The organism is Calidithermus chliarophilus DSM 9957, assembly GCF_000430045.1.
GTDB classification, from domain to species: Bacteria; Deinococcota; Deinococci; order Deinococcales; family Thermaceae; genus Calidithermus; species Calidithermus chliarophilus.
Genome location: NZ_KE387023.1, coordinates 2,059,374 through 2,082,176, shown reverse-complemented (window position 1 = coordinate 2,082,176; position 22,803 = coordinate 2,059,374). Strand labels below are relative to the sequence as shown.

Annotated in this window: 24 protein-coding genes; 14 read left to right on the top strand and 10 right to left on the bottom strand. The window is 69.3% G+C overall.

What is annotated here, in order from left to right; all coding sequences use genetic code 11:
- Window positions 1–25: 25 nt before the first annotated feature.
- The 5 genes from MEICH_RS24535 to MEICH_RS0110210 all read right to left on the bottom strand — a co-directional run bounded on the left by MEICH_RS24535 (window position 26) and on the right by MEICH_RS0110210 (window position 3,800).
- Window positions 26–967, bottom strand: a complete 942-nt coding sequence (locus tag MEICH_RS24535; protein ID WP_051304089.1) for an AfsR/SARP family transcriptional regulator — start codon at window positions 965–967, stop codon at window positions 26–28.
- Between the two features lie 159 nt (window positions 968–1,126).
- A complete protein-coding gene (locus tag MEICH_RS0110225) occupies window positions 1,127–2,029 on the bottom strand; it encodes an MBL fold metallo-hydrolase (protein ID WP_027892537.1) in 903 nt (300 codons plus the stop codon).
- A 12-nt stretch (window positions 2,030–2,041) separates the two neighbouring features.
- Window positions 2,042–3,043 (bottom strand): NAD(P)-dependent alcohol dehydrogenase, encoded by a 1,002-nt coding sequence (locus MEICH_RS24530; RefSeq protein ID WP_051304088.1) that lies wholly within the window; start codon window positions 3,041–3,043, stop codon window positions 2,042–2,044.
- Window positions 3,044–3,147: 104 nt separating this feature from the next.
- Window positions 3,148–3,378 carry a helix-turn-helix transcriptional regulator gene (locus MEICH_RS0110215; protein ID WP_027892536.1) on the bottom strand — a complete coding sequence of 77 codons (231 nt, stop codon included), beginning with the start codon at window positions 3,376–3,378 and terminating at the stop codon, window positions 3,148–3,150.
- Window positions 3,372–3,800 (bottom strand): hypothetical protein, encoded by a 429-nt coding sequence (locus tag MEICH_RS0110210; RefSeq protein ID WP_027892535.1) that lies wholly within the window; start codon window positions 3,798–3,800, stop codon window positions 3,372–3,374. The genes MEICH_RS0110215 and MEICH_RS0110210 overlap by 7 nt, the downstream gene beginning before the upstream one ends.
- 249 nt (window positions 3,801–4,049) lie before the next feature.
- On the opposite strand from MEICH_RS0110210, the gene MEICH_RS0110205 reads away from it, so the two are divergent.
- From MEICH_RS0110205 to MEICH_RS0110175, 7 genes are all read left to right on the top strand, one after another.
- Window positions 4,050–5,066, top strand: a complete 1,017-nt coding sequence (locus MEICH_RS0110205) for an LptF/LptG family permease (protein WP_027892534.1) — start codon at window positions 4,050–4,052, stop codon at window positions 5,064–5,066.
- Window positions 5,063–6,106: an LptF/LptG family permease gene (locus MEICH_RS0110200; RefSeq protein ID WP_027892533.1), complete on the top strand. Its 1,044-nt coding sequence runs from the start codon at window positions 5,063–5,065 to the stop codon at window positions 6,104–6,106. Before MEICH_RS0110205 ends, MEICH_RS0110200 begins: the two co-directional genes overlap by 4 nt.
- Window positions 6,103–8,781 carry an LPS-assembly protein LptD gene (locus tag MEICH_RS24525; RefSeq protein WP_051304087.1) on the top strand — a complete coding sequence of 893 codons (2,679 nt, stop codon included), beginning with the start codon at window positions 6,103–6,105 and terminating at the stop codon, window positions 8,779–8,781. The genes MEICH_RS0110200 and MEICH_RS24525 overlap by 4 nt, the downstream gene beginning before the upstream one ends.
- A 180-nt stretch (window positions 8,782–8,961) precedes the next feature.
- Window positions 8,962–10,176, top strand: a complete 1,215-nt coding sequence (locus MEICH_RS27105; protein WP_157202706.1) for a hypothetical protein — start codon at window positions 8,962–8,964, stop codon at window positions 10,174–10,176.
- A gap of 251 nt (window positions 10,177–10,427) precedes the next feature.
- The gene (gene mce / locus MEICH_RS0110185; RefSeq protein ID WP_027892531.1) at window positions 10,428–10,823 is read left to right on the top strand and encodes a methylmalonyl-CoA epimerase; all 396 of its coding nucleotides are present in this window, start codon (window positions 10,428–10,430) and stop codon (window positions 10,821–10,823) included.
- Complete coding sequence (locus MEICH_RS0110180) at window positions 10,820–11,161, top strand: VanZ family protein (protein ID WP_027892530.1); 342 nt, start codon at window positions 10,820–10,822, stop codon at window positions 11,159–11,161. The genes mce and MEICH_RS0110180 overlap by 4 nt, the downstream gene beginning before the upstream one ends.
- A 21-nt stretch (window positions 11,162–11,182) precedes the next feature.
- On the top strand, window positions 11,183–12,124 hold the full coding sequence (locus tag MEICH_RS0110175) for a Kelch repeat-containing protein (protein WP_027892529.1): 942 nt from the start codon (window positions 11,183–11,185) through the stop codon (window positions 12,122–12,124).
- Window positions 12,125–12,145: 21 nt separating this feature from the next.
- On the opposite strand, the gene MEICH_RS0110170 is transcribed toward MEICH_RS0110175, so the two are convergent.
- Genes MEICH_RS0110170 through metF form a run of 3 tightly spaced genes read right to left on the bottom strand, consistent with a single transcriptional unit; the run spans window position 12,146 to window position 14,382 of the window.
- Window positions 12,146–12,727, bottom strand: coding sequence for a DedA family protein (locus tag MEICH_RS0110170; RefSeq protein ID WP_027892528.1), 582 nt, complete (start codon window positions 12,725–12,727; stop codon window positions 12,146–12,148).
- Window positions 12,728–12,785: 58 nt separating this feature from the next.
- Window positions 12,786–13,487, bottom strand: a complete 702-nt coding sequence (locus MEICH_RS0110165) for an SDR family oxidoreductase (protein ID WP_027892527.1) — start codon at window positions 13,485–13,487, stop codon at window positions 12,786–12,788.
- 34 nt (window positions 13,488–13,521) lie between these two features.
- Window positions 13,522–14,382, bottom strand: a complete 861-nt coding sequence (metF, locus tag MEICH_RS0110160) for a methylenetetrahydrofolate reductase [NAD(P)H] (RefSeq protein ID WP_027892526.1) — start codon at window positions 14,380–14,382, stop codon at window positions 13,522–13,524.
- A 202-nt stretch (window positions 14,383–14,584) separates the two neighbouring features.
- On the opposite strand from metF, the gene MEICH_RS0110155 reads away from it, so the two are divergent.
- Both MEICH_RS0110155 and pth read left to right on the top strand, forming a co-directional pair.
- Window positions 14,585–15,199, top strand: coding sequence for a 50S ribosomal protein L25 (locus MEICH_RS0110155; RefSeq protein WP_027892525.1), 615 nt, complete (start codon window positions 14,585–14,587; stop codon window positions 15,197–15,199).
- Between the two features lie 84 nt (window positions 15,200–15,283).
- On the top strand, window positions 15,284–15,868 hold the full coding sequence (pth, locus tag MEICH_RS0110150; protein ID WP_027892524.1) for an aminoacyl-tRNA hydrolase: 585 nt from the start codon (window positions 15,284–15,286) through the stop codon (window positions 15,866–15,868).
- Window positions 15,869–16,033: 165 nt separating this feature from the next.
- Here the strand turns inward: pth and MEICH_RS0110145 are convergent, their stop codons facing one another.
- Window positions 16,034–16,465, bottom strand: coding sequence for a hypothetical protein (locus MEICH_RS0110145; protein ID WP_157202705.1), 432 nt, complete (start codon window positions 16,463–16,465; stop codon window positions 16,034–16,036).
- Window positions 16,466–16,733: 268 nt separating this feature from the next.
- A complete protein-coding gene (locus MEICH_RS0110140; protein WP_027892522.1) occupies window positions 16,734–17,450 on the bottom strand; it encodes a hypothetical protein in 717 nt (238 codons plus the stop codon).
- Between the two features lie 83 nt (window positions 17,451–17,533).
- Between MEICH_RS0110140 and MEICH_RS0110135 the strand changes: the two genes are divergently transcribed.
- The 5 genes from MEICH_RS0110135 (at window position 17,534) to MEICH_RS0110115 (ending at window position 22,627) form a co-directional block, all read left to right on the top strand.
- Complete coding sequence (locus MEICH_RS0110135; protein ID WP_027892521.1) at window positions 17,534–18,499, top strand: D-alanine--D-alanine ligase family protein; 966 nt, start codon at window positions 17,534–17,536, stop codon at window positions 18,497–18,499.
- 50 nt (window positions 18,500–18,549) lie between these two features.
- Window positions 18,550–19,320: a fumarylacetoacetate hydrolase family protein gene (locus MEICH_RS0110130; RefSeq protein ID WP_027892520.1), complete on the top strand. Its 771-nt coding sequence runs from the start codon at window positions 18,550–18,552 to the stop codon at window positions 19,318–19,320.
- Window positions 19,321–19,504: 184 nt separating this feature from the next.
- A complete protein-coding gene (trhA, locus tag MEICH_RS0110125; protein ID WP_027892519.1) occupies window positions 19,505–20,131 on the top strand; it encodes a PAQR family membrane homeostasis protein TrhA in 627 nt (208 codons plus the stop codon).
- A gap of 276 nt (window positions 20,132–20,407) precedes the next feature.
- Window positions 20,408–22,267 carry a hypothetical protein gene (locus tag MEICH_RS27100; protein WP_027892518.1) on the top strand — a complete coding sequence of 620 codons (1,860 nt, stop codon included), beginning with the start codon at window positions 20,408–20,410 and terminating at the stop codon, window positions 22,265–22,267.
- A gap of 117 nt (window positions 22,268–22,384) precedes the next feature.
- Entirely contained in the window at window positions 22,385–22,627 is a 243-nt protein-coding gene (locus MEICH_RS0110115; RefSeq protein ID WP_027892517.1) for a hypothetical protein, read from the top strand.
- Window positions 22,628–22,803 lie beyond the last annotated feature (176 nt).

Genomic DNA, 22,803 nt, shown 5'->3' with positions numbered 1-22,803 from the left:
GGATACGTCTGGTCTTTCTGCCCCCCTACCAGCCCCGAGCTGCAACCGGTGGAGCGGGTGTGGCCTTTGGTGAACGAGGCGGTGGCGAACCGGTACTTCCAGGACCTGCAGGAGATGATGGAGGGGGTGGCCGAGCGGTGCCGGGTCCTGGAGGGGGACCCAAAGACCCTGCGGCGGCACACCCTCTTCCACTGGTGGCCGAGGGCGAAGGCATCAGCATGAAAGGGTATACCTCCGGTCTGGACCGAGGCTTGGGCGGCCCAGGCCCCCGGCCCTCGGCGATCTCCCTGGCCAGGGCCTGGGTCTCGGGCAGGGGGTTCAGCCCCGTCTCCCGGAGTAGGGCGTCCTGGAGCCGGTGGTAGGCGGCCAAGGCTGCCCCCCGATCCCCCAGGAGGTAGCAAAGGCGCATCAGCCGCCGGGCATACTCCTCGGAGAGGGGGTCGGCCTGGGTGAGCCGCTCAGCCAGGGCCGAGGCTGCGCGGAAGTCCCCCTCGCCCTCCTGCCGTTCGCTCTCCTGGAGCACCGCCTGGCACCAGGCCGTCTTCAGGCGCCTCCGCTCGGCGAGGAGCCAGTCGGCGAAGTCGGGGCAGTCGTCGTACTCGTAGCCCGCGAGCAGCTCCCCCCCCAGGAGCGCGGCCTCGGCGTGGCGTCCTCGGAAGGAAGACAGCACCAGCCTGGCGGCGTCGGCCTCGAGGCCCTCGGCGAGCTTGAGCACCTCGTCCCCGCCTGCCGCCTCGTACCCCCCTGCCGCCTGACGCAACCGGCGCAGGGCCTGGGCCAGGTTGTTGCGGGCCGTGCGCTCGGCGGCGTCGGGCCACAACAACCCGGCCAGCCGGGAGCGGGGGGTGGGGCCCTCCAGGGCCAGGTAAGCCAGCACCCCGGCGACCTTGCGCTCAAGGCGCACGGGGGATCGCCCCTCCACCCCCAGGGTGGCCTCCCCCAAGAGCCGCAGGCGATGCCCTGCCACGGCGCCCTCCTCGGTTACTCAGAGTGTAAACCGTTCGCGCGCCGGAGTGCGCCTCACCGCGATGCCCGTGACCGACCGCCGGTGCCGGTGATGTTGGGGCTCGGGCAGGGGTTTCACCCCGCACGACCGGACTGTGCGGGGGGCTCGAGGGAACCGCCCTCAGGAGGCTCGAGCGACGGCCTCGGGGCGGTGCTTGGTCCAGTAGCGCATCAGCCCGTCCACGCTCATCCAGGCCGGGTCGGCGTACTCGTACTCGCGCACCTCCTCGTCGCTCAGGCCCGCGGCGTGCAGCTCGTCGGCCACGTGGGCCTCGAACTCGGGCACGATCTCGTCGCGGGTCCGGCCGGCCTTGAGGCGCTTGCGCATCCAGTCGGCCCAGTCCAGCAGGCGGGCCTCGAGCGCGGCCAGGTGGGCCTGCACGTCGGTCACGGGGCCGAAGTGGGTGAGGTAGAGGGTCTGCAGGCCCAGCCCCCGCAGCCGCGCCAGCGACTGCTGCCAGGTCTCGACGTGGATGTCGGGGGGCGGGCAGGGCGGCAGCACCGGGCCCCGCCCGATCCGCACCCCGGCCACGTCCCCCGCGATCAGGGCCGTGCCGATGCGGTAGGCGTGGTGGTGGTTGGCGTGGCCCGGCGTGTCGAGGGCCTCGACGGTGAAGCCCCCCAGGCTCACCGTCTCCCGGTCCTGCAGCACCCGCACCTGCGCCTCGGGCACGTAGCCCATGCGGCCCCACAAGGCCTCCATCTGGTCGCCGTAGATGCGCGCGGCCGAGGCCCACAGCTTGCTGGGGTCGATGAGGTGCGGGGCGCCCTTGGGGTGGACGTAGACCGTCGCCCCGTGCTCGGCGAAGCGCCAGGCCGCCCCGGCGTGGTCGAGGTGGATGTGGGTCACGAAGACGTGGCGCACGTCCTGCGGCGCGTAGCCCTTCTCGTGCAGCGCCCGGGCCAGCGTCTCGAAGCGCGACTCGGGCCCGGTCTCGAACACCGCCGGGCCCTCGGGGGTCTCGAGCAGGAACGAGGCGATGACCCGGGGCGCGCGGTCGAGGAGGTCGAGGGTGTGGATCATGCCCCCAAAATATCAGGCGGACGGGCTCGAGGGCACCGGCTCCTGCCGCACGGTGACGACGAGCTTCCCCCGGGCGTGCCCTTGCCCCAGGTGGCGCAGGGCCTCGGCGGCCTCGAGCAGCGGGTAGCGCCGCTCGATCACGGGCATGACCTTGCCCGCCTCGAGCAGCCCGCTCACGAAGGCTAAGTCGGCCGGGTCCGGCTTCGCCATCAGGGCCCGGAACCGCTGGCCCCCTCGGCGCGAAGCCCACGGCCCCCGGAGCATGACCTGCAGGATCCGGCTGAAGTGACCCCCGACCAGCACGTAAACACCCTCGGGGGCGAGCGCGGGCCGGTACTCCGAGAATGGGCGGTAAGCCGCGACGTCGAGGATCAGGTCGTAGCTCCCGCCGCTCTTGGTGAAGTCCTCCTTGGCGTAGTCGACGACGTGGTCCGCCCCGAGGGAACGCGCCAGGTCCACTTTCTGCGAACTGCACACCGCCGTCACCCGTGCGCCGAGCGCTTTGGCGATCTGCACCGCGAACGTCCCCACGCCGCCGGAGGCACCGTTGATCAGCACCTTCTGCCCGGGTCGGATCCCGCCGGCGTCCCGCAGCCCCTGCAGCGCGGTCACGGCCGCCATCGGCACGGCCGCCGCCTCCTCGAACGCCAGGCGCGGCGGCTTCGGCGCCAGGGCTTGCTCCTTGACGCAGACGTACTCGGCCAGCCCGCCGAGCCCGCTGCCGGAGAGGTCGCCGAACACCTCGTCCCCGGGCCCGAAGCCCTTCACGTCCTTCCCCACCGCCTCGACCCGCCCCGCGACGTCGGCGCCGAGGACCGGGTGCTTGGGCCGGAAGAGCCCGAACATCAGGCGCAGCAGGCGCGGGGTGCCCGTCAAAAGCCGCCAGTCGGCCGCGTTGAGGGCCGTGGCGTGCACCCTGACCAGCACCTCGCCGGCCTTCGGGACGGGCTTGGGCACCTCCTTGAGCTCGAGAACGTCGGGGGAACCGTACCGGGTGTATACCATCGCCTTCATCTGCCATCTCCTTTCGGGCACGACGGCCCGCCTGGGGCCTCATGGGCCTCCTGCACCGCACGTCGCCGGGGCTGCCGCCTCAGCCGCAGCCATTCAGCTATCGATCACCGGCCATCGGCCTCATCCGGGTAGTGGAACACCTCCTCGAGCGGCACCTTGAACACCCGGGCGATGCGGAAGGCCATCTCGAGCGAGGGCGAGTACTTGCCCTGCTCGATGGCGATGATGGTCTGCCGGGTCACGCCCACCCGGTCGGCGAGCTCGGCCTGGGTCATCTCGCCGTGGGCGAAGCGCAGGGCGCGGATGGAGTTGGTGATCTTCGTCGGCTTCACCACGGGTAAAAGCCCCGCCGATACGACACGATCATGACCACCGAGGTGACGAGCGCCGCGCCGACGAAGCCGAAGTAGAGGGTGTTGGCGATCCAGAAGTGGTCGAGCTCGAGCATGGCCATGACGAGCGCGGCGATCCCCGCGACGTCGACGAAGAAGCGGCTGCTGTGGTCCCCGAAGCGCTGGATCTCGCGGTCGCGCTGGTCGCTCTTGCCGGCCTCTCGAGGCGCGGCGACCACGATCAGGAGGCGGCCCAGGATCGAAGCGACCGCAGCACCCCCGATGGCCCAGAGCATCGGGCGCGCATAGGCGATCTCCGCAGGCGGGGTGCCGAGGAGCTGCCCCACCAGCCACACCAGATAGCCCACGAAGGCCGCGACCGAAACGACCAGAAAAACCCAGGTCCCCTTCTCCTCGTACGTCATCCCGCCTCCTCCGAACCGCCGAGCACTCGAGCCCATGTCAAAAATCTTTGACACCCCCAATGTAAGCCATTCTTTACTCAGCGTCAAATATTCTTAACATCCCCCATGATCCGCCCGTCTGAACCCCCATCCGCCGTGTTACTCGCCATCCACTCCCAACCTAGCTATCGGCTATCGACCCTCGACCCTGGACCCATTTCCCCCTCTTCTAGCCTTTTCATCATGGTGCCGCCGTATACTGCCGCCAGCATGCTCCGACGCTATTTCCTTCGTGAAGCCCTGAGCCTGTACCTGGTGGGATTTCTGATCTTCGTCGGGCTGCTCACCAGCGACTTCTTCACCTCGTGGGCGGGCGCCTTCGCCCGGATGGGTACGCCGGTGCAGGACATGCTGCTGTTGTGGCTGTACCGGATGCCGTACTTCCTGGGGGTGGCGCTGGCCTTCGGGCTGGTGTTCGCGCTGCTGATCACGCTGGCCCGCTGGATCCGGCAGTCCGAGCTCAAGGCCATGTACGCCGGGGGCGTCCGGCCGATGGTGCTGCTGCTGCCGGTGCTGGGGGTGGGGGCCGTGGTGAGCGGGCTGGCCCTGTTCACCTGGGGCTGGCTGCGCCCGGAGGCCCAGCTCCGCTTCGACGCGCTCAAGGACCGCATCTTCTACGGCAGCAGCCCCTCGGGCGTGCTGACCGACCAGCTCTACACCCCCCAGGGCTACGGGCTGTACTACGCCGAGCGGGTGTACCCCGACAACGACGGCAGCGGGGTGCGGCTGGACAACGTGCGGGTGGTGGAGCCGGGCGGCGCGGTGTGGAGCGCGCCGCGGGGGCGCTGGCTCCAGGCCGGGGTGTGGCAGCTCGAGGACGCCCGCCGCGTGGAGCCGGACGGCCGCGTAACGGTGGTCGGCTCGCACCCCCTCCCCTTCCCCCTCTCCGCCCCCCCGCCCACCGACTCCTACGACGCCATCAACCTCACCAAGCTGCACGAGGTCGCCCGCGCCGACGGCAGGGCGGTGTTCCCGCTGGCCCAGCGCTACGCCAACGCGCTGGGGGCGCTGGTGCTGGCCTGGCTGGCGATGGCGGTGGGGCTGCGGCTGCGCGAGCAGTCGTGGGCCTTCGTGGCGGTGGTGGTGCTGCTGTTCGGCTACTACACCCTGTGGACCCTCTCGGCCAAGTTCGCCGAGTACGACCTGTTCGGCCCCGTGGTGGCGGCCTGGATGCCCAACCTGATCTTCGGGGCAGTGGCCGCCGTGCTGACGCTGAGGTTGCGATGACGCGGCTCGACTTCTACCTCCTGCGCGAGGTCGGCATCTACCTGGTGGGGGCGCTGGCCGCGGTGATCATGGCGCTTTTGGCGGGCGCGCTCTACGAGGTGCTGGCCCCGCTGCTGCAGCGCGGCGCCGACCCGTTGGTGGTGGGGCAGTACCTGGCCTTCAAGCTGCCCGAGCTCGTCGTGCGGGCGCTGCCGCTGGCCTTCTTGTTCGGGCTGCTGCTGGTGTTCTCGAGGCTCGGCGAGGACTCCGAGCTCAAGGCCATGCTGGCGGGGGGCGTGGGCAAGGCGCGGGTGCTGCTGCCGATGCTGATGTTCGCGGGCGTGCTGTTCATCGTGGGCATCGTGCTGGCCGAGACCCTGGTGCCGCGCGGGCTGCAGAAGGCCAGCAGCGTGCTGCGCGAGGCGGTGGTGCAGAAGCCGCGGGCCTTGCTCAGCCCCGGCACCCGCTTCGAAGACGCCTACGGCCGCATCGTCTACGTGGGCGAGGTCAACAGCGACAACAGCATCGGGCAGGTGCGGGTGATCACCGCCGAGGAGATCCTGGTGGCCCCCCGCGGCCGCTTCGAGGGGGGCAGCCTGGTGCTCGACAGCGGGCTACGCGTGACCTACGGCTTGAGCAAGCCCCGCACCGTGGCGACCTTCGCGCGCGGCACGGTCCCGCTGGTCGAGCTGGGCTTCGACCCGCCGGGCGGCCTCAACAACCTCTCCATCGCCGAGCTGCGCGAGCGGGTGCGGCAGTACCGCAGCCAGGGCTTCTCCTACCAGGCCGAGCTCACCACCCTCTACCGCAAATTCGCCGAGCCCGCCGCCTCCTTCGCCTTCGCGCTCTTCGCGGTGGGCGTGGCCTTCTTCCTGCTGGGCGGCAGCCGCAGCCTGGGCTTCGTGGGCGTGGCCGTGTTGAGCTTCTTGTATTACGCCACCACCAGCGTGGGCCGGATCATGGGCGAGCAAGGGGTCATCCCCGCGTGGAGCGCCGCCTTCGGCCCCGGCCTGATCTACGCGCTGGCGGGGCTGATCTTATTGAGGTTCGGACGTCGATGAATTGGCATTCCCCCATCCCCATCCCCATTCCCATTCCCCCCCTCAAGGGCCTCGCCGTCGTGGCGCTGTGCTGGGGCCTGGCGCTGGCGCAGGCGGCCACGCTCAAGGTGATCGCCGCCGACCGCCTCGAGATCCGCAACGAGAACGGCGAGGAGCTGGTCATCCTCACCGGCAACCCCGTGCTCATGGAGCGCGACGAGGAGAAGATCGAGGCGCTGAGGGTGGTCTATAACCGCGCCCAGAAGCGGCTGCAGCTCATGGGCAAGGTGCGCTACCAGGACAAGGAAAAGCGCGTCTTGGAGGCCGAGGAGCTCGAGCTCGACACCTCCGACAACAGCCTCGAGGCCATCGAGGTCAAGGTGCGCTCGGGCGACTTCGACCTCACCGGCCCCTACTGCCAGCGCGTGGCGGGCCAGATCCTCTTGCAGCAGGGCTTCGTGACCTCCTGCCTGCGCTGCGGGCAGGCCGTCCCCGACTACGGCTTCCGGGCCAAGGAGGTGCTGCTGCTGCCCGGCGACCGCCTCATCGCCCGCGAGGTGTGGGTGGTGGTGCGGGGCCAGCCGGTGCTCTACCTGCCGGTGATCGGGCTCTTCCTCTCCGAGCGGCGGCCCCGCGTGGACCTGGGCACCGACGTCGAGGGCTTCTTCTTCAACGCCGACCTGCCCTACGTCAACGAGTTCGGCATCGGCTACACCCTGCTGCGCTACACCGAGGCGCGGGGCTGGGGCTTCGGCTTCGACCACTACGGCCTGGGCGCGGCCTACTCGCGCTACCAGTTCCTCTACCTGCCCCCCGCCCCCGGCGACCCGCTCAAGCGGCCGCTGTTCCAGTGGAGCCTCGAGTACCGCCTGCAGCAGGAGGAGTACAAGTACGAGTACAAGATCGAGCGCAAGGACACCGACCCCGGCCGCTACGGCATCACCAGCATCGACGTCAACCTCAGCCGCGACGCCGCCGGCGACCCCGACTTCAAGTTCCGGCTCAAGACCTTCCTCGACGGCTACGCCTGGGACACGCCCTACAACACCGACCAGGTGCTCCCCGAGTTCTCGCTGCTGTTCAACGAGGGGCTCCGGCTGGGCGGCTTCAGCGTGCGGGGGGCGGTCACGGCCGGGTACTACGTCGACCGGCTCAACCAGGACAACCGCAGCGCCCGCCGCCTCGACACCAACGGCGACGGGTACATCGGCACCGGCCGGCTCTACGTCCAGCACGCCGAGAACTACACGGCCACCCCCTGGGAGGGGGCGAGCTTCAGCTTCAACAACTTCTTCGAGGGCTGGTACTACACCACGCGCAACCCCCCGCCCGCCGGGGCGACGGAGGGGGAGCTCGAGCGCCTGATCCGCTGGGACACCAGCGCGAGCTTCACCCAGCGGCTGGCCCCCTTCAGCCTCAGCCTCAACTTCGCCAACCGCAGCGTCGAGGGCGAGAGCCCGCTGGCGCGCGAGGCGCGGGTCAACACCCTCTCCCGCACGCTGGGGAGCACCGTGAGCGTGCAGCAGGGCTGGTTCAGCAGCTCGGCCACGCTCAACTACAACTTCGTCGACCGCCGCTTCGACCCCTTCGCGCTCAACCTCGAGCTCAACCCCTCCCCCGTCAACTTCGGCCTGACCTACCGCCGCGACATCAACGCCGGCTACCCCAGCCCGCAGAACGACATCACCCACCTCGACCTCTCCGCGCGCTTCGGGCTCAACCTCAGCCCTTTCCGCTTCAGCGCCAACGGCAGCTACATCTGGGCCAGCGGCACCCAGGTCCTCGACCGCTACGGCGACCTCAACCTGGCGCTGGAGTACACCCTGCCCTCGGGCACCGCCCGCCTCACCCACCAGCGCGACCTCAACAACGGCCAGGCCAAGTTCGTGCGCTTCAACTTCTCCTGGCTCGAGGGCCCCGACAGCTACCTCGTCGACGAGAACTTCAACTTCAACGGCGTCGCCAGCCGCACCTACGCCCTCGACGGCTTCGTGCAGGGCAAGTGGGGGCCGCACACCCTCAAGCTCGAGCACCGCATCCTCTTCCCCGACCAGTACGTCGGGGAGGCCGAGGACAAGGACGAGGGCAAGGCCGACCTCACCCTCTCCTACGACTACGCCGCCACGCTGCGGGCCATCCTGCGCACCACGCTGATCCGGGGCCTGGGCTTCGACAACCCCCAGCTCTCGCTGGGCACGGGCCTGGCCGAGCCGGGGCGCGAGGCGCGGCTGGAGGTCGTCTTCGGCCTGCCCGACTACGACCAGCCCTACTTCTACCTCAGCCGCCTCAGCCTGCTGGGGGCGCTGGAGATCCTCCCCGGCCCCAAGGCCCCCGGCGAGTTCGGGCTGAGCCTGCAGGGGGGGCTGCGGCTCGAGCGCATCAACAGCGGCCCCCAGGTCGGCAACTTCTCGGTCGGCCTCAACCAGTTCGGCCCCACCCTGGTCTACATGGGCCAGGAGAACGAGCGCCTGATCTTCGGCCTTTACTACACCCAGGCCTTCACCTGGCGCGACAGCAGCGGCAACCCGCTCATCCTCAAGCCGCTCTTCGTGCTGATCTACGACCGCTGCTGCTGGGCCATGCGCCTGACCATCGATACCCAGGCCCAGAAAGCCAGCCTGGCCTTCCTGCTCGGCGGCGAGGCGGCCGACTTCCTCTTCGACCGCACCGGCATCCGCTGGCCGTGGGACAAGTGATACGGGGGTCGAACGCGGTATGCCCAGCACGAAACGCAAAACGCAAAACGCGAGACGTAAGACGCTCACTGCCCTCCACCCCCCGGCCAGAGGGTGGGAGTGGGCCGGAAGGCTGAGAGCCGGCGGCTTACCCATCACCGCTTGCCGCCGCTTCTCACCCCAGACCTCGAGGAGGTACCCGTGTACCGATGGATGACCCTGCTCCTGGCCGCGGCCCTGACGGCCTGCACCGGGAGCTACGAGCCCCCGGCGCCCTCCTTCCTGGCCGTGGCCTCGGGGGACCGCGTCGACTTCTACCTCACCACCCGGCTCCGCCCGGACGTGCGCGACGACGGGCAGAGCCCCTTGATCGGCGCGTGGACGGGCCTGCCGCAGGTCCTGGACCTTTACCACAGGCTCAAGCAGAGCGAGCAGCAGAACAACCGCCTGTGGGTGCTGCACGCCGACCGCCTGACGGCCTACAGCACCGACCCCTTCTTCGAGGACACCGTCCCCGACCCCTCCGCCCTCGACCCCCGCCCCTTCCTCTTCACCGACGGCAGCGCCGATAACCCCCAGCCCGTCGACTGCTCGAGGGGCTACCTGCGCTCGAGCCCGCGCTACCTGCTCGCGGTATGCCCCCCGGCCCCCAACACCGGCGCCCCCTACGCCCTCTACCTCGCCGACTTCAGCGCGGTGCCCCCCGGCGGCGTGCCGGAAAAGCTCATCGGCCCCATCAACGTGCAGGCCAGCCGCGCCGTCTTCACCCTGACGACCAGCAACGCCCTGGTGATCCTCAACGGGGATGAGGGCCGGCTGGAGCTCCGCCCCGACGCCCAGATGACCGGCACCGAACCCGGGATCGTGCGCAGCAACACCTACAACCAGCCCTTCTTCGAGCCGCGGGACCTGGTGTACGACAGCGCGGGCAACCGCGTCTTCGGCCTGCTCCGCAGCAGCACCGACGTGCTGCTGCTGACCTGGAACCTCCGGGAACCTCCCGTCAACGTCAGCGGCCCCGACCCCAACGGCCGCCGGCCCGACCAGCTCCTGGCCTCCACCGCCAACGTCTACGCCCTCTCGAGCCAGCAGGGGATCTTCCGCGTGCTCTTCGCCAGCGACGCCTTCCGCCTCATCGACCCCGCAGGCGACGTGGGCCTCGACGGCCTGAGCTACCTCGAGGGCACCCTCGAGGGCGATCGCCTGCTCTACCTCGCCGCCGAAGACCCCGGCGCCGCCCCCGACCAAAAACCCCTGATCGTCGTGCTCAACAGCCAAAAACCCCTGGAAACCCTCCTCCCCTCCGACGTCAAGATCAACTCCAACCGCTCCGCCCCGCGCATCACCCCCTTCGCCTCGAGACCGGTGAGCATGGCCGTGTTCCCCGTGCAGGAGCGCCAGCCCGCGCTTCGCTAGCGAGAAGCGGTCCGTAGTCAGCCATCAGCCGTCAGCGGTAGGCACGTGGCCTGTGGCTCGTGCTTACCCCTCCCCTTCCCTCCCCGCACGCGGGGAGGGGGTATCCCCCCAGCCCCCCTTGCTAAGGGGGGTAAAGAATGGGCGTTTTGCGTCTTGCGTTTTGCGTTTGGCGTTTGGCGTTTGGCGTACGACGTACGACCCGCACCCGGCTATCAGCTATCGACTATCGACCATCGCCGTATATTTGACCCATGGAACTCCACCACGTCGGCATCGCCGTCAGCGACCTCGAGGCCGCCGCCCGGCCGTACTACGCCCTGGGGTACGAGCTCGAGGCCAAGGACACCGTCGAGAGCCAGGGCGTGAGCGTGTACATGCTCAGGAGCGGCCACAGCCGCCTCGAGCTGCTCGCCCCCACCCGGCCCGACAGCCCCATCGGCAAATTCCTGGACAAGCGGGGGCCGGGGATCCACCACCTAGCCTTCGCGACGGGCGACATCCGGGGGGAGCTCGAGCGCCTGGCCGGGGAGGGCACGCCCCTCATCGACGCGGCGCCGCGCCCCGGGTTCGGGGGGCACCTCGTGGCCTTCATCCACCCCAAGTGGTCGGGCGGGGTGCTGGTCGAGCTCGTCGAGGCGGGGCATTGAACCGCGCCTACCTGCTGCTGGCGGGGCTGCACATGGCCCTGATCTTCTGGTTCTCGGCCCAGCCCGGGGAGAGCGTGGGCATCCCGCCGCCGTGGGACAAGCTGGTGCACGCGGGGGTCTACGGGCTGCTGGGCTACCTGCTGGTGCAGGGGACCGGGCGCCCCTTCTTCGCCTGGTCGCTGAGCGTGCTCTACGGGCTCAGCGACGAGGTGCACCAGCTCTTCGTGCCGGGGCGGGTCTTCGACCTGGGCGACTGGCTGGCCGACGCCGGCGGCGCGGGGGTGGTAGTGCTGGCCTGGGGCCTGCTCTCCCGCCGGAGGGTTCGCCTGCAGCGGTAGGCTCTGTGGCACACTGGGGGCATGAAAGCCCTGGGTGCGGTCGGTTTGACGGTGGCGCTCGGGCTGGGGCTGACCCAGACCTCGAGCTGGAAGACCCTAGCCCCCCTGAGCGAGGCCCGCCAGGAGGTCGGGGTGGCCGCGGCCGGGAGCAGGGTCTACGTGGCCGGGGGCTTCACCGCCGGCGGGGCCACCACCAACGCCTTCGAGGCCTACGACCCCGCCAGCAACCGCTGGCGGCGCCTCGAGCCCCTGCCCGTCGGGGTCAACCACCCGGGGATGGCCGCGCTCGAGGGCAAGCTCTACGTGCTGGGCGGCTACCAGGGGCCCGCGCTGGGGCGGCCCACGGCGGCGGTGCAGGTTTTCGACCCGGCCACCGGGCGGTGGGGCCAGCGCAGCCCCATGCCCAGCGCCCGCGGCGGGCTGATCGCGGTGGAGCTGGGCGGCAAGATCTATGCCCTGGGCGGCGCGGCCGCGGGCACGGTGGGCGACTTCGCGGTCTACGACCCGGCCACCGACCGCTGGAGCGAGCTCCCGCCCATGCCCACCCCCCGCGACCACCTGGCGGCCGGGGTCATCGGCGGCAAGATCTACGCCGTGGGCGGGCGCAACCGGCAGAGCTTCACGCTCGACGCGCTCGAGGTCTACGACCCCACCGCCCGGCGCTGGAGCCGCCTGCCCCCCATGCCCACCGGGCGCTCGGGTCACGCCGCCGCCGCCGTGGACGAGTGCCTCTACGTCTTCGGCGGGGAGGGCAACCGCGCCGCCCAGGGCGGGGTTTTCGCCGAGGTGGAGGCCTACAACGCCCGGACCAACGCCTGGAAGGCGCTGAGCCCCATGCCCGCCCCGCGCCACGGCATCATGGCCGCGGTCTGGGACGGGAAGATCTACCTCCCCGGCGGGGCCGACGTGCAGGGGCTGGGCGCGGTTAACACCAGCGACGTGTTCGACCCGCCGGGGTGCTGAGCGCCCGCCCCGCGCCCCGGCCTACTCCGACTTCTCCGCCTGCCTGCGCCGCAGCAGCCGCGGCAGGCCCATCAGCACGCCGAAGAGGGCCCCGGCCAGCAGCACCAGGTAGACGTACTTCTCGAGGTCGGGGATCAGGCGCCCGACGTAATAGGCCAGCAGGGTCAGGCCCTGGGTCCACAGCAGGCTCGAGAAGAAGGTCAGCACCACGAAGCGCGGCCAGGGGATGCGGGTGGCCCCGGCCACGAAGGGCACCAGCGCCCGCACCACCGGCACCCAGGGCGCGATGAAGATCGCCAGCACCCCGAAGCGGCGGAAGAGGGCGTAGGCCTTCTCCAGCTCCTCGCGCCGGACGCGGCGCTCGAGCGCCGGCCCCAGGCGCATGCCCCACCAGTAGCCCAGGTTGTTGCCCAGGAAGGAGCCGATGAACAGCGCGAACAGGGCCAGGGGCAGGCTGATCTTGTGCGCGGCGGCCAGCAGGCCCACCGCGATCAGCAGGCTGTCGCCGGGCAGGGCGAAGCCCACCAGAAAGCCGGTTTCGACGAGTACGATGGCGAAAATACCGGGGTACGAGACTGAAAGGACGAGGCGCTCGAGGTCCATCCGGCCCAAGCTAACCGATATCGCGCGCGCTCACAAGGAGCCCCGCCCCCTGGCGCGCTCACCTGGGCGGGTAGACGGGCAGCTCGAGCACCCGCCCCCGCGTGCTGCGGCTGGCGGCGTACAGGAGGGTCTGGCCGATCTCGGCGGGGTCGATCCAGGTGGTGGGGTCGGCGTCGGGCATGTCGCGGCGGTTGGCCGGGGTATCGACGGTGCCCATGGGGTAGAGCACCGCCACCCGGATGTTGGTGCCCCTGAGCTCGGCGTCGAGCGAGCGCAGGAAGGCCGCCACCGCGCTCTTGGCGGCGGTGTAGAGCGCCATGCCCGGCCCCGCGCCGCGCCAGGCGGCCCCCGCGGAGATCCCGGCGACGAAGCCGTCGTTGTGCTCGAGCAGCACCGGCAGCACGGCCCGCGTGGCGTAGAAGAGCGTGCGCACGTTGAGGTCGAACATGCGGTCGTAGAGGGCGGGGTCGCTCTCGGCCACCTTGCCCCCGCTGAAGCCGCCCGCCGTGTGGATGAGCCCGTCCAAGCGGCCCATCTGCTGGCGCACCTGGCTGACGAGGGTCTGCACCTGCTCGTACTTGCTCAAGTCGGCGGCGAAGGCCCCGCCCCCGAGGGCCCGGGCCCGCTCCTGCACGTACTCGAGCTGCCGGTCCACCAGCGCCAGCCGGGCCCCGGCCGCGGCGAACGCGTCGGCGATGGAGGCGGCGATGGCGCCCCCGCCGCCGGTCAGGAGGAATACCTTGTCTGCAACGTCGCTCATAGGCACCTCCCCCGAACCTTAACGCCTCTGCCGGTTAGCGAAGGTTTTCCAGAACACGCCGGGTGGCCGGGGACTTGTTGAGGGTGTAGAAGTGGATGCCCGGGGCCCCGGCGGCCAGGAGCTCGGCGGCCTGCTTCGTCGCGTGCTCGACCCCTACCTCGAGCACCCCCTGTGGGTCGTCGGCCACGCTCTCCAGCCGCGAGAGCAGGGGGCCGGGGATGCTGGCGCCGCACAGGTCCATGAACTTGCGCACCTGGGCCAGGTTGGTGATGGGCATGAGGCCGGGCAGGATGGGCACGGTGATCCCCGCCCGGCGGGCGCGCTCGACAAAGCCGAAGTAGAGCGCGTTGTTGAAGAAGAGCTGGGTGATGACAAAGTCGAGGCCGGCGTCCACCTTGCGCCGCAGGTTTTGCAGGTCGGCCTCGAGGCTCACGCTCTCGGGGTGCCCCTCGGGGTAGGCCGCCCCGCCCAGGGCGAAGCGGTCGCCCTGCCGCTCGCGCACGAAGGCCACCAGCTCGTTGGCGTAGCGGAAGCCGCCCTCGGCGGGCACGAAGGCCGCGGCCCCCTTGGGCGGGTCGCCGCGCAGGGCCAGCACGTTGTCGGTGCAGGTGGCGAGCTCGTCGAGCAGGGCGGCGATCTCCTCGCGGCTCGAGCCCGCGCAGGTGAGGTGGGCCAGAGGCTCCAACCCCAGCTCCCGGATGCGCCGCACCCACTCCACCGTGCGCTTGCGGGTGGAGCCGCCCGCGCCGTAGGTGATCGAGACGAAGCCCGGGGAAAGCGGGCGCAATTCGGCGATGGTCTGGAAGAGTTGCTGCTCGCCCTCGGGGGTCTTGGGCGGGAAGAATTCGAAGGAAAAGACGGGCTGGGTGGCTCGGAGCAGGGCGGAAATCTTCATGCGCGGACTCCAGTCTATAGGCTTTGGTATACCCTGGGGCAACACGCCTGCGCTCCCGGTCCCCTGTAGGCGCGGTGAGCCCGGGAAAACACTCCGCAGTCCTCTACAACAAAACCCCGCCGTGTGATACACTCGGAAGGCTTGTGTTTAGCCGCCCCCCTTGGCGGCCACAAAAACCCGACCCAACCGCTACGGAGGAAGTATGGAGTACCGGCTCAAAGCCCAGACCCGTGGGAACGAAAACCTCAACGACCTGCGTGACGCAGGCAAGCTGCCCGGCGTGCTGTACAACAAGAGCGAGAACCGCAAGGTCGTCGTGGACCTGCGCGACTTCAACAAGGTCTTCCTACAGGCGGGCATCCACCACGTCATCACCCTCGAGCTCGACGGCCAGACCGTCGATACCCTGGTGCGCCAGGTCAACCTCGACCCCCGCCGCCGCCGCCCCAACCACGTCGACTTCTACGCCCTGAGCGACGAGCCGGTGCAGATGTGGGTCCCGGTCAAGGTCGTGGGCACCGCCCAGGGCGTGCGCCTGGGCGGCGTGCTGCAGCTCGTCAACGCCGACGTCCAGGTCAAGGTGAGCCCCAAGGCCATCCCCGAGTTCATCGAGGTGGACGTCAGCGAGCTCAACATCGGCGACAGCATCCACATGGACGAGCTCAAGCTGCCCGAAGGCGTCAAGCTGGCGACGAACCCCAAGGACACCGTGGTCTCCATCGTGCCCCCCGTCGACGCCGAGAAGGAGCTGGCCGCCGAGGCCGCCGCCCCCACCGAGGTCGAGGTCATCAAGAAGGGCAAGACCGAGGAAGAGTAAGCCCCACGCCCGGCGCCTAACGTCGAACGCCCCAACGGGTCTTTGGCGTTAGGCGCTTAGCGTTTGGCGCATCGCTTTCGGACTATGTTCCTCATCGTCGGACAGGGCAACCCGGGGCTTCAGTACGCCCGCACCAAGCACAACGTGGGCTTCATGGTGCTCGACCGCCTGGCCCCGCCCGCATCCTACCGGCTCAAGGGCAACGCCCTCGTGGCCGAGCTGGCGGTAGGCGAGGAGAAGGGCTGGCTGGTCAAGCCCACCACCTTCTACAACGCCACCGGCGAGGCGGTAGCCCCCATCGCCCGCTTCTACAAGATCCCGCCCGAGCGCATCCTGGTGATCCACGACGAGCTCGACCTGCCGCCCGGCCGCCTGCGCTTCAAGGCGGGCGGGGGCAACGCCGGCAACTACGGCCTCGAGTCCATCCACAAGCACCTGGGCACCAGCGCCTTCCACCGCCTGCGCATCGGCATCGGCAAGCCCCCCACCCCCGAGGAAGGGGCCGGCTGGGTGCTCAGCGGCTTCCGCCCCGAGCTCGCCCCCGTGATGGAGAAGGTGCTCGAGGCCGCCGCCCAGCTCGCCCGCGACTGGGTGAGCGAGCCCCCCGAAAAGATCCAGCAGAAGTACAACGGCCTGAATTTCGCGCCAGACACCCCTCAAGCCCAGTGAGCAGGAGCTCATAGTCTGTGGCTTGTGGTAGACGGCAGTAAGCGGTGAGCTGTCAGCCTTCCCACCCTCCGGCCGGAGGGTGGGATTTTTTGCACCTTGCGTTTGGCGTTTTGCGTTTCGCGTTTGGCTATCGGCTATCAGCTATCGACCATCGACCATCGACCCTCACTGCAAGAACGTAACCTCGAGGACATACACGTCGCTGCTCCCCTCCTGCTGCACCTTCACGCGCACCAGCCGGATGCCCCGCTGGTAGACGCCCTGCCAGGTCCGGTTCTGCCCCTCGACCTCGTAACGGTTGCGGGCCCAGCCGGCGTCCTCGATCTGGTCGACGAAGAAGTTGTAGACCATCCGCACGTTCACGCCGTCCACCCGGAAGCGCACCCGGCTGTTGCCGTTGCCGAACTCGCGCTTGTCGAGGGTGCGGCTGCGGGGATAGGTGGGGATGCGGAGCACCTCGTTGGCGTACTCGCCGCCGTAGTTCTGGGGGGCGGGGGTAGGAGCAGGCCCGAACGGAGGCCGTCCACCGGTCATGGGGGCACAACCGCCGACCAGAAGCCCCGCCACGAGAAGGGAAAGGACGATGAGTCGTTTCACGCCCAAAGGGTACGAGCGCCTCTTTTGGAAACCATGAGAAGGCCCTAAACGCCGTGAAGGGCCGGAGGGACGGGTCCAGGGAGGCACGTGGCCTGTGGTTTGTCGAGGGCCGAGGGTCTAGAGTCGAAGGCCGAGGCGTTTTGCGTCTTGCGTTTGGCGTTTTGCGTCTCGCGTACGACGTACGACGTAGGACGCACGACCCGCGCCCGGCTATCGGCTACCGACATTCAGCCCACGACACACGGCCCTCCCATCCCCTAGCCCACCCTCACTTCAGCTTGAACTCCTCCACGTCGTACGCCACGTTGACCTGGCTGGGGACCTGGGCGAACTGCTCGACGGAGAAATTGGGGTCGTAGGAGAAGCCGATGACCTGGGCGTAGTAGGTCGCTCCCGCCTCGAGCGACAGGCCAGTGAAGCTCTCCTCGTTGTCGGTGGAGGCGGCCCGGGCGAGCTCGTTGCCCGCGGCGTCGTAGAGGCCGGCGAGGTAGATCTCGGCCCCGGGTACGGCGCGCCAGCGCAGGCTGACCTGGGAGGTCGCGCTGTTCTGGACGCTCTGGATCTGGGGCACCTCGAGGCGCTTCGTCGCGTCCACGGAGATCTCCGAGCGCAGCGTCTTGCCGTCGATGACGGCCTCGGCGGTGTAGTTGCCGCTCACCAGGGGCACGTCCTCGGCCCCCGTGAAGCTCCAGTACCCCTCGCCGGGCGTGACCTCGGCGACCTCGAACTCCATCGCCTGGCCCTTGTTCCAGCCGGCCGGGCCGCGCACCACCACCTTCACGTCCTGCTTGTAGTCGGGCTCGAGGGCGGGCACGTAGAAGCTGGTGAGCACGAAGCTGCCCGCCGCCTGCTGGCCCTCGGTGTTGATGGTGCCCATGCTCAGGGCCAGGCCGACGGGGGCGCGGGCCGGGGTCTGGGCGGTCACCACCAGCGAGGCCGCGCCGGCCGCCAGCGCCAACAGGGTGCGCGTGAGGGTTTTGTTCATGATGGGCGAGTATAGCAGCACCGGGCGGCGTGAATGGTAACGGCCTTTCCAGGGCAGCGTGTATCATCATCATCGTGAGGCAATTGCACATCTTACTCATTGCCGGGGGAAAGTCAGGCGAGCACGAGGTTTCCCTCTCCTCCGCCCGCGGCGTGCTCGCCGCCATGCCCCACCCCACCGCCCTGGCCGTGATCGCCAAGGACGGGAAGTGGCTCTTGGGCGAGGCGGCACGGCGGGCGCTCGAGGCCGGCGTGGCCGAGCAGGGCGAGCACCCCTTCCCTCCCCCCGTCCCCTGGCACGGCTTCGACGCGGCCTTTCCCCTGCTGCACGGGCGCTGGGGCGAGGACGGCACCATCCAGGGCTTTTTCGAGTTCCTGGGGCTGCCCTACGTGGGGGCCGGGGTCGCGGCCTCGGCGGTGTGCATGGACAAGGACCTCTGCAAGCGGGTGCTGCAGCAGGCCGGGATCCCCGTGGTCCCCTGGGTGACCTTCTACCAGGGCGAGAGCGCCCCCGAGCCGCACTTCCGCCCCCCCTACTTCGTAAAGCCCGCCAACACCGGCTCCTCGGTGGGGGTGAGCAAGGTGCGGGCCGACCAGGACGGGCAGTCGGCGCTCGAGGAGGCCTTCCGCTGGGACAACAAGGCCCTGGTGGAGATGGGCCTCGAGGGCGTGCGCGAGCTCGAGGTCGCCCTGCTGGGCAACATCCACGCCGAAGCCAGCGTGGTCGGCGAGATCACCTACGCCTCGGAGTTCTACGACTACGAGACCAAGTACACCGAAGGCCGCGCCCACCTGCACATCCCGGCCCACATCCCCGCCGAGCTTTCCGGGCGCATCCGCGAGGTGGCCGTCGAGGCCTACCGGGTGCTGGGGATCCGGGGGCTGGCCCGCGTCGATTTCTTCCTGGCCGCCGACGGCACCCTCTACCTCAACGAGTTCAACACCATGCCCGGCTTCACCCCCACCAGCATGTACCCCAAGCTCTGGCAGGCCTCCGGGCTCGCCTACCCCGAGCTGCTCGACCGGCTGGTGCGGCTGGCGCTGGAGTGAGCGGCACAAGGGAGAAATGGCCCCGCAGGCCGGGTTATACTCACCTCGCTATGAAGATCGTGCGTTTTAACGAAGGCCTTTGGGGCGTGCTCGAGGGCGAGACCATCCACGAGACCGACATGCCCGGTGGCAACCCCACCGGGCGCGTGTTTGACCTGGGCTCGGTGCGGCTGCGCGCGCCCGTGGCGCCCGGCAAGATCGTGTGCGTGGGCCGCAACTACCTCGACCACATCCGCGAGATGGGCAACGACACCGGCGACCTGCCCAAGGAGCCCGGCCTTTTCCTCAAGGGCCTCAACACCCTCGCCGACCCCGCCAACCCGGCCCGGCCCCACGACTCCGGCGACGCGGTGCCCTACCCCGCCTTCACCAAGTCGCTACACTACGAGGGCGAGCTCGCGGTCGTCATCGGCGACCGCATGAAGGATGTCCCCGAGGACGACGCGCTCAACCACGTCTTCGGCTACACCTGCGCCCTCGACGTGACCGCGCGCGACGTGCAGCGCACCGACTTGCAGTGGGTGCGGGCCAAGTCCTCCGACAAGTTCTTGCCCATCGGGCCGTGGGTCGTCACCAGCCTGGACCCCCAGAACACCATGCTGCGCACCTACGTCAACGGCGAGCTGCGCCAGGAGGCCCACACCAGCCTGATGATCTTCCCCGTCGCCAAGGTGCTCTCCTACATCAGCCAGTTCATGACCCTCGAGCCCGGCGACGTGGTGCTCACCGGCACCCCCGAGGGCGTGGGCGAGCTCAAGCCCGGCGACCAGGTGGAGGTGGCCATCGAGGGCATCGGCGCCCTCCACACCCGCATCGCGTAATACCAGATTCGGTTGGTCCGTCACCGTTCGGTGACGGACCAACCCGACCGAAGGGAGTGCTCTAGGATTCAAAAAGATAGCCTCTGAAGGTCTTTAGTTTGGGTGATTATCTTTTTGAATCCGGTATAAGCCCGTGCACACCGAGTGCTCACCCGTTTCGTGAGAAGCTGGTATACCCTGGGGCATGGTTCGGGAACCTTTTAACACCTACTCCCACGCCGCCGGCGCGGTGCTCGCGCTGCTGGGCACGGTAGTCCTGCTGCTGCTGTCGGGCGGTGAGACCGCCAAGGTCGTCGGGGCCTTAGTCTTCGGGGCCTCGATGGTCCTGATGTACACCAGCAGCACGCTTTACCACGCGCTCAAGGTCCCCGAACGGGCCCTGCTGGCCCTGCGCAAGCTCGACCACGCCGCGATCTTCTTGTTCATCGCCGGCAGCTACACCCCGGTGGTGCTCAGCGCCCTCGAGCCCTCCCTGCGCCCGGTGCTGCTGGGCCTGGTGTGGGGGCTGGCAGCGCTGGGCATCGGCCTGAAGATCTTCACCCTCAAGATCCCCCGCTGGCTCAACACCCTCACCTACGTGGGCCTGGGCTGGCTGGCGGTCTTCTTCCTCCCCAAGCTCTCCCTGAGCCCCTGGGCACTGGCCTGGATGATCCTGGGCGGCCTCGCCTACAGCATAGGCGCCGTCACCTACGCCACCAAGTGGCCCAACCCCTGGCCCCAGCGCGTAGGCTTCCACGGCCTGTGGCACCTGTGGGTGCTGTTGGGGAGCGTGGGGATGTACCTGTTGGTGCTCACGCTGTACCTGGACTGATCAGGAAGCGGGAAGCCCTCAGCTATCAGCCGTCAGCGGAAGGCTTGTGGTTCACCCCTCCCCAACCCTCCCCGCGCGCGGGGAGGGTTTATCCCCCCCCCGCCCCCCTTGCTAAGGGGGGTGACAAGGCGTTTCGCGTTTCGCGTCTTGCGTTTTGCGTTTTGCGTTTAGCTATCGGCATTCAGCACCCCACATCCCAACTAACACCCGCCTAACGCCCCCTCCCCTAACCTCCTGGAGTCGCCCCGACCGGGCGCCCATTCGGAGGTTTGGTTCATGCAAAGAAGTCTATTCCTTCCGCTCTTTCTCCTCGCCCTCGCCGCCTGCACCCCGCCCAAGGAGGTCGGGAGCGCGCCCCAGATCAAGTCCTTCACGGCCAGCCCGCAGCACCTCGAGGCCCCCGGCAGCGCCACGCTGAGCTGGGACGTGCAGGGTGCCCAGAGCCTGAGCCTCGAGCCCGGCATCGGCCCGGTGAGCGGCAGCAGCAAGGCGGTGAGCGTGGGGGCGACCACCACCTACACCCTCACCGCCAAGAACGCCAAGGGCGAGGTCACCGCCCAGACCACCGTCACCGTGGGCGGCAGCACCGACCCCGACACCCGCGCCCCCAAGCCGCTCGACGTCGGCATCGAGCTCGACAGCGGCCGCGCGGCCAGCGCCACCATCCCCGCCGCCGGCGGCAGCCTGGAGGCCACCGCCGCCGACGGCACCCGCTTCACCCTCACCGTCCCCGAGGGCGCGCTGCTGAGCGCCCAGGCCATCACCATGACCCCCATCGCCAAGGTCAACGGCCTGCCCCTCAGCGGCGGCTACGTGGGCGCGGTGCACCTCGAGCCCGAGGGGCTGGAGTTCCTCGAGCCCGTCACCCTGAAGATCGAGGCCGCCAAGCCCTTCGACGCGGCCAAGCTCAAGGGCTTCAACTCCCACCAGACGGGCCAGGAGTTCTACCTGCAAGGCCGCAAGGTCGAGGGCCAGACCGTCACCCTCGAGCTCATGCACTTCTCCAACCCCGGCGCGGCGGTGGCCACCGAGACGGACCTGAGCGACCTCCTGGTGCCGCTCGTGCCCACCGACCCCCGCGACCGCTTCGAGCACGACCTGGGGCTCGACCTCACCGACGCCTCCAAGGTGGCCGGGCGCTACTACCAGCGGGTGAAGGGGCTGCTCGAGGCCGCCCTCACCGACGAGACCAAGATCCGGCAGGCCATCCGCGAGTTCCTCGCCTGGCGCAAGGAGGTCAGCCGCCTGGGGCTCGACGAGGCCTTCAAGGCCCAGATCTACGAGGGCTGGAGCCTCATCGCCAAGGCCATCGAGAACGCGGTCGAGAAGGCCTACACCGCCTGCGTGGTCAACGAGGACATCACCTTCGTCAGCGAAATCCTGGGCTGGGTCTCCTGGGTCAAGCGCAACCCCCGGCTCAAGCCCTACTTCGAGGGCAAGCTCGAGGCCTTCGAGGCCAAGGCCGAAAAGTGCGCCTCCTTCGAGCTGGAGTTCGAGTTCATCCTCACCCAGCGCACCACCACCCCCAGCGGCATGGGCTACAACATCTCCGACATCACCTCCAACCACCACGTCACGGCGAAGGTGCCCTTCAGCTACTCCGCCCAGTACTCCATGCTGGTGGGCCAGGGCCCGCTGCAGACCCTCAAGTTCACCGCCAGCGGTTACACCAGCTACTTCGGCCCGCCCCGCGACCCCGACTGCCCCTCGGTCAAGGCCGGGAAGGACGAGACCTTCGCCGACGTGGTGGTGGCCGAGAGCGTCAACGGCAAGAGCGAGATGTACATCAACCTGCTCGGCGACCTCGAGGACCCCAACAAGACCCACTCCTACATGACCCTGGTCTTCAACCCGGCGGTCGCCATCCAGACCTTCATCCTCACCTGCGACCACGGCACCTTCGAGGTCGGCGGCGCCGACGGGCACGGGGGCTGGGCCCCGCTCTTCCCCCCCCTGCACGGCTACGACCTCTACAAGCGGGAGTGGTGGAAAGTAGACCTGGAGTTCGAAGGCCAGAAGGCCGAGTACAGCGACACCATCCGCTACGCCGGCCCCCACCCCCTGATGCCCGACACCGACGTCATCTTCGAGGCCAGCGGCAGCACCAAGCTCATCGTGCGCCACACCCCCAAGTAAGCGCGGCTCGCCAGCCGACCGGCCCCAGTGGGGGCCGGTTTTTGCTGGCGAAAGGGCAAATAGCCCTCGTAGGCCCCGGCCAGGTGATAGCTTGCGGGAGCAGGAGCCTGATCGCCGTTGATCGCCACCGCCGACCGCCTGATCTTCCACTCCCGCCTCGCCGCCTGGCGCGAGCGAGGCTATCTCTTCTACGTCAGCCTCGAGGTCGGCGCGGTGCTCGACGCCGACGACGTCTACATCATCTACGCCTACCTCGACGGGCGGCACATGGACTCGGGGATCGGCGCCTCGCTGGCGGCGGCGGTGGAGGACGTGGTGCGCAAGCTCGAGCGGCTCGAGGCGTCGGGGGGCGAGAGCTGATAGCTGATAGCTGATAGCCCATAGCCGATAGCTGATAGCCGAACGCCCGGCGCCGGGCGTGGGTCGTACGTCTCACGTCGTACGTCGTACGCAAGACGCAAGACGCGAAACGCGAAACGCCTTGTCACCCCCCTTAGCAAGGGGGGCCGGGGGGGATAAACCCTCCCCGCGCGCGG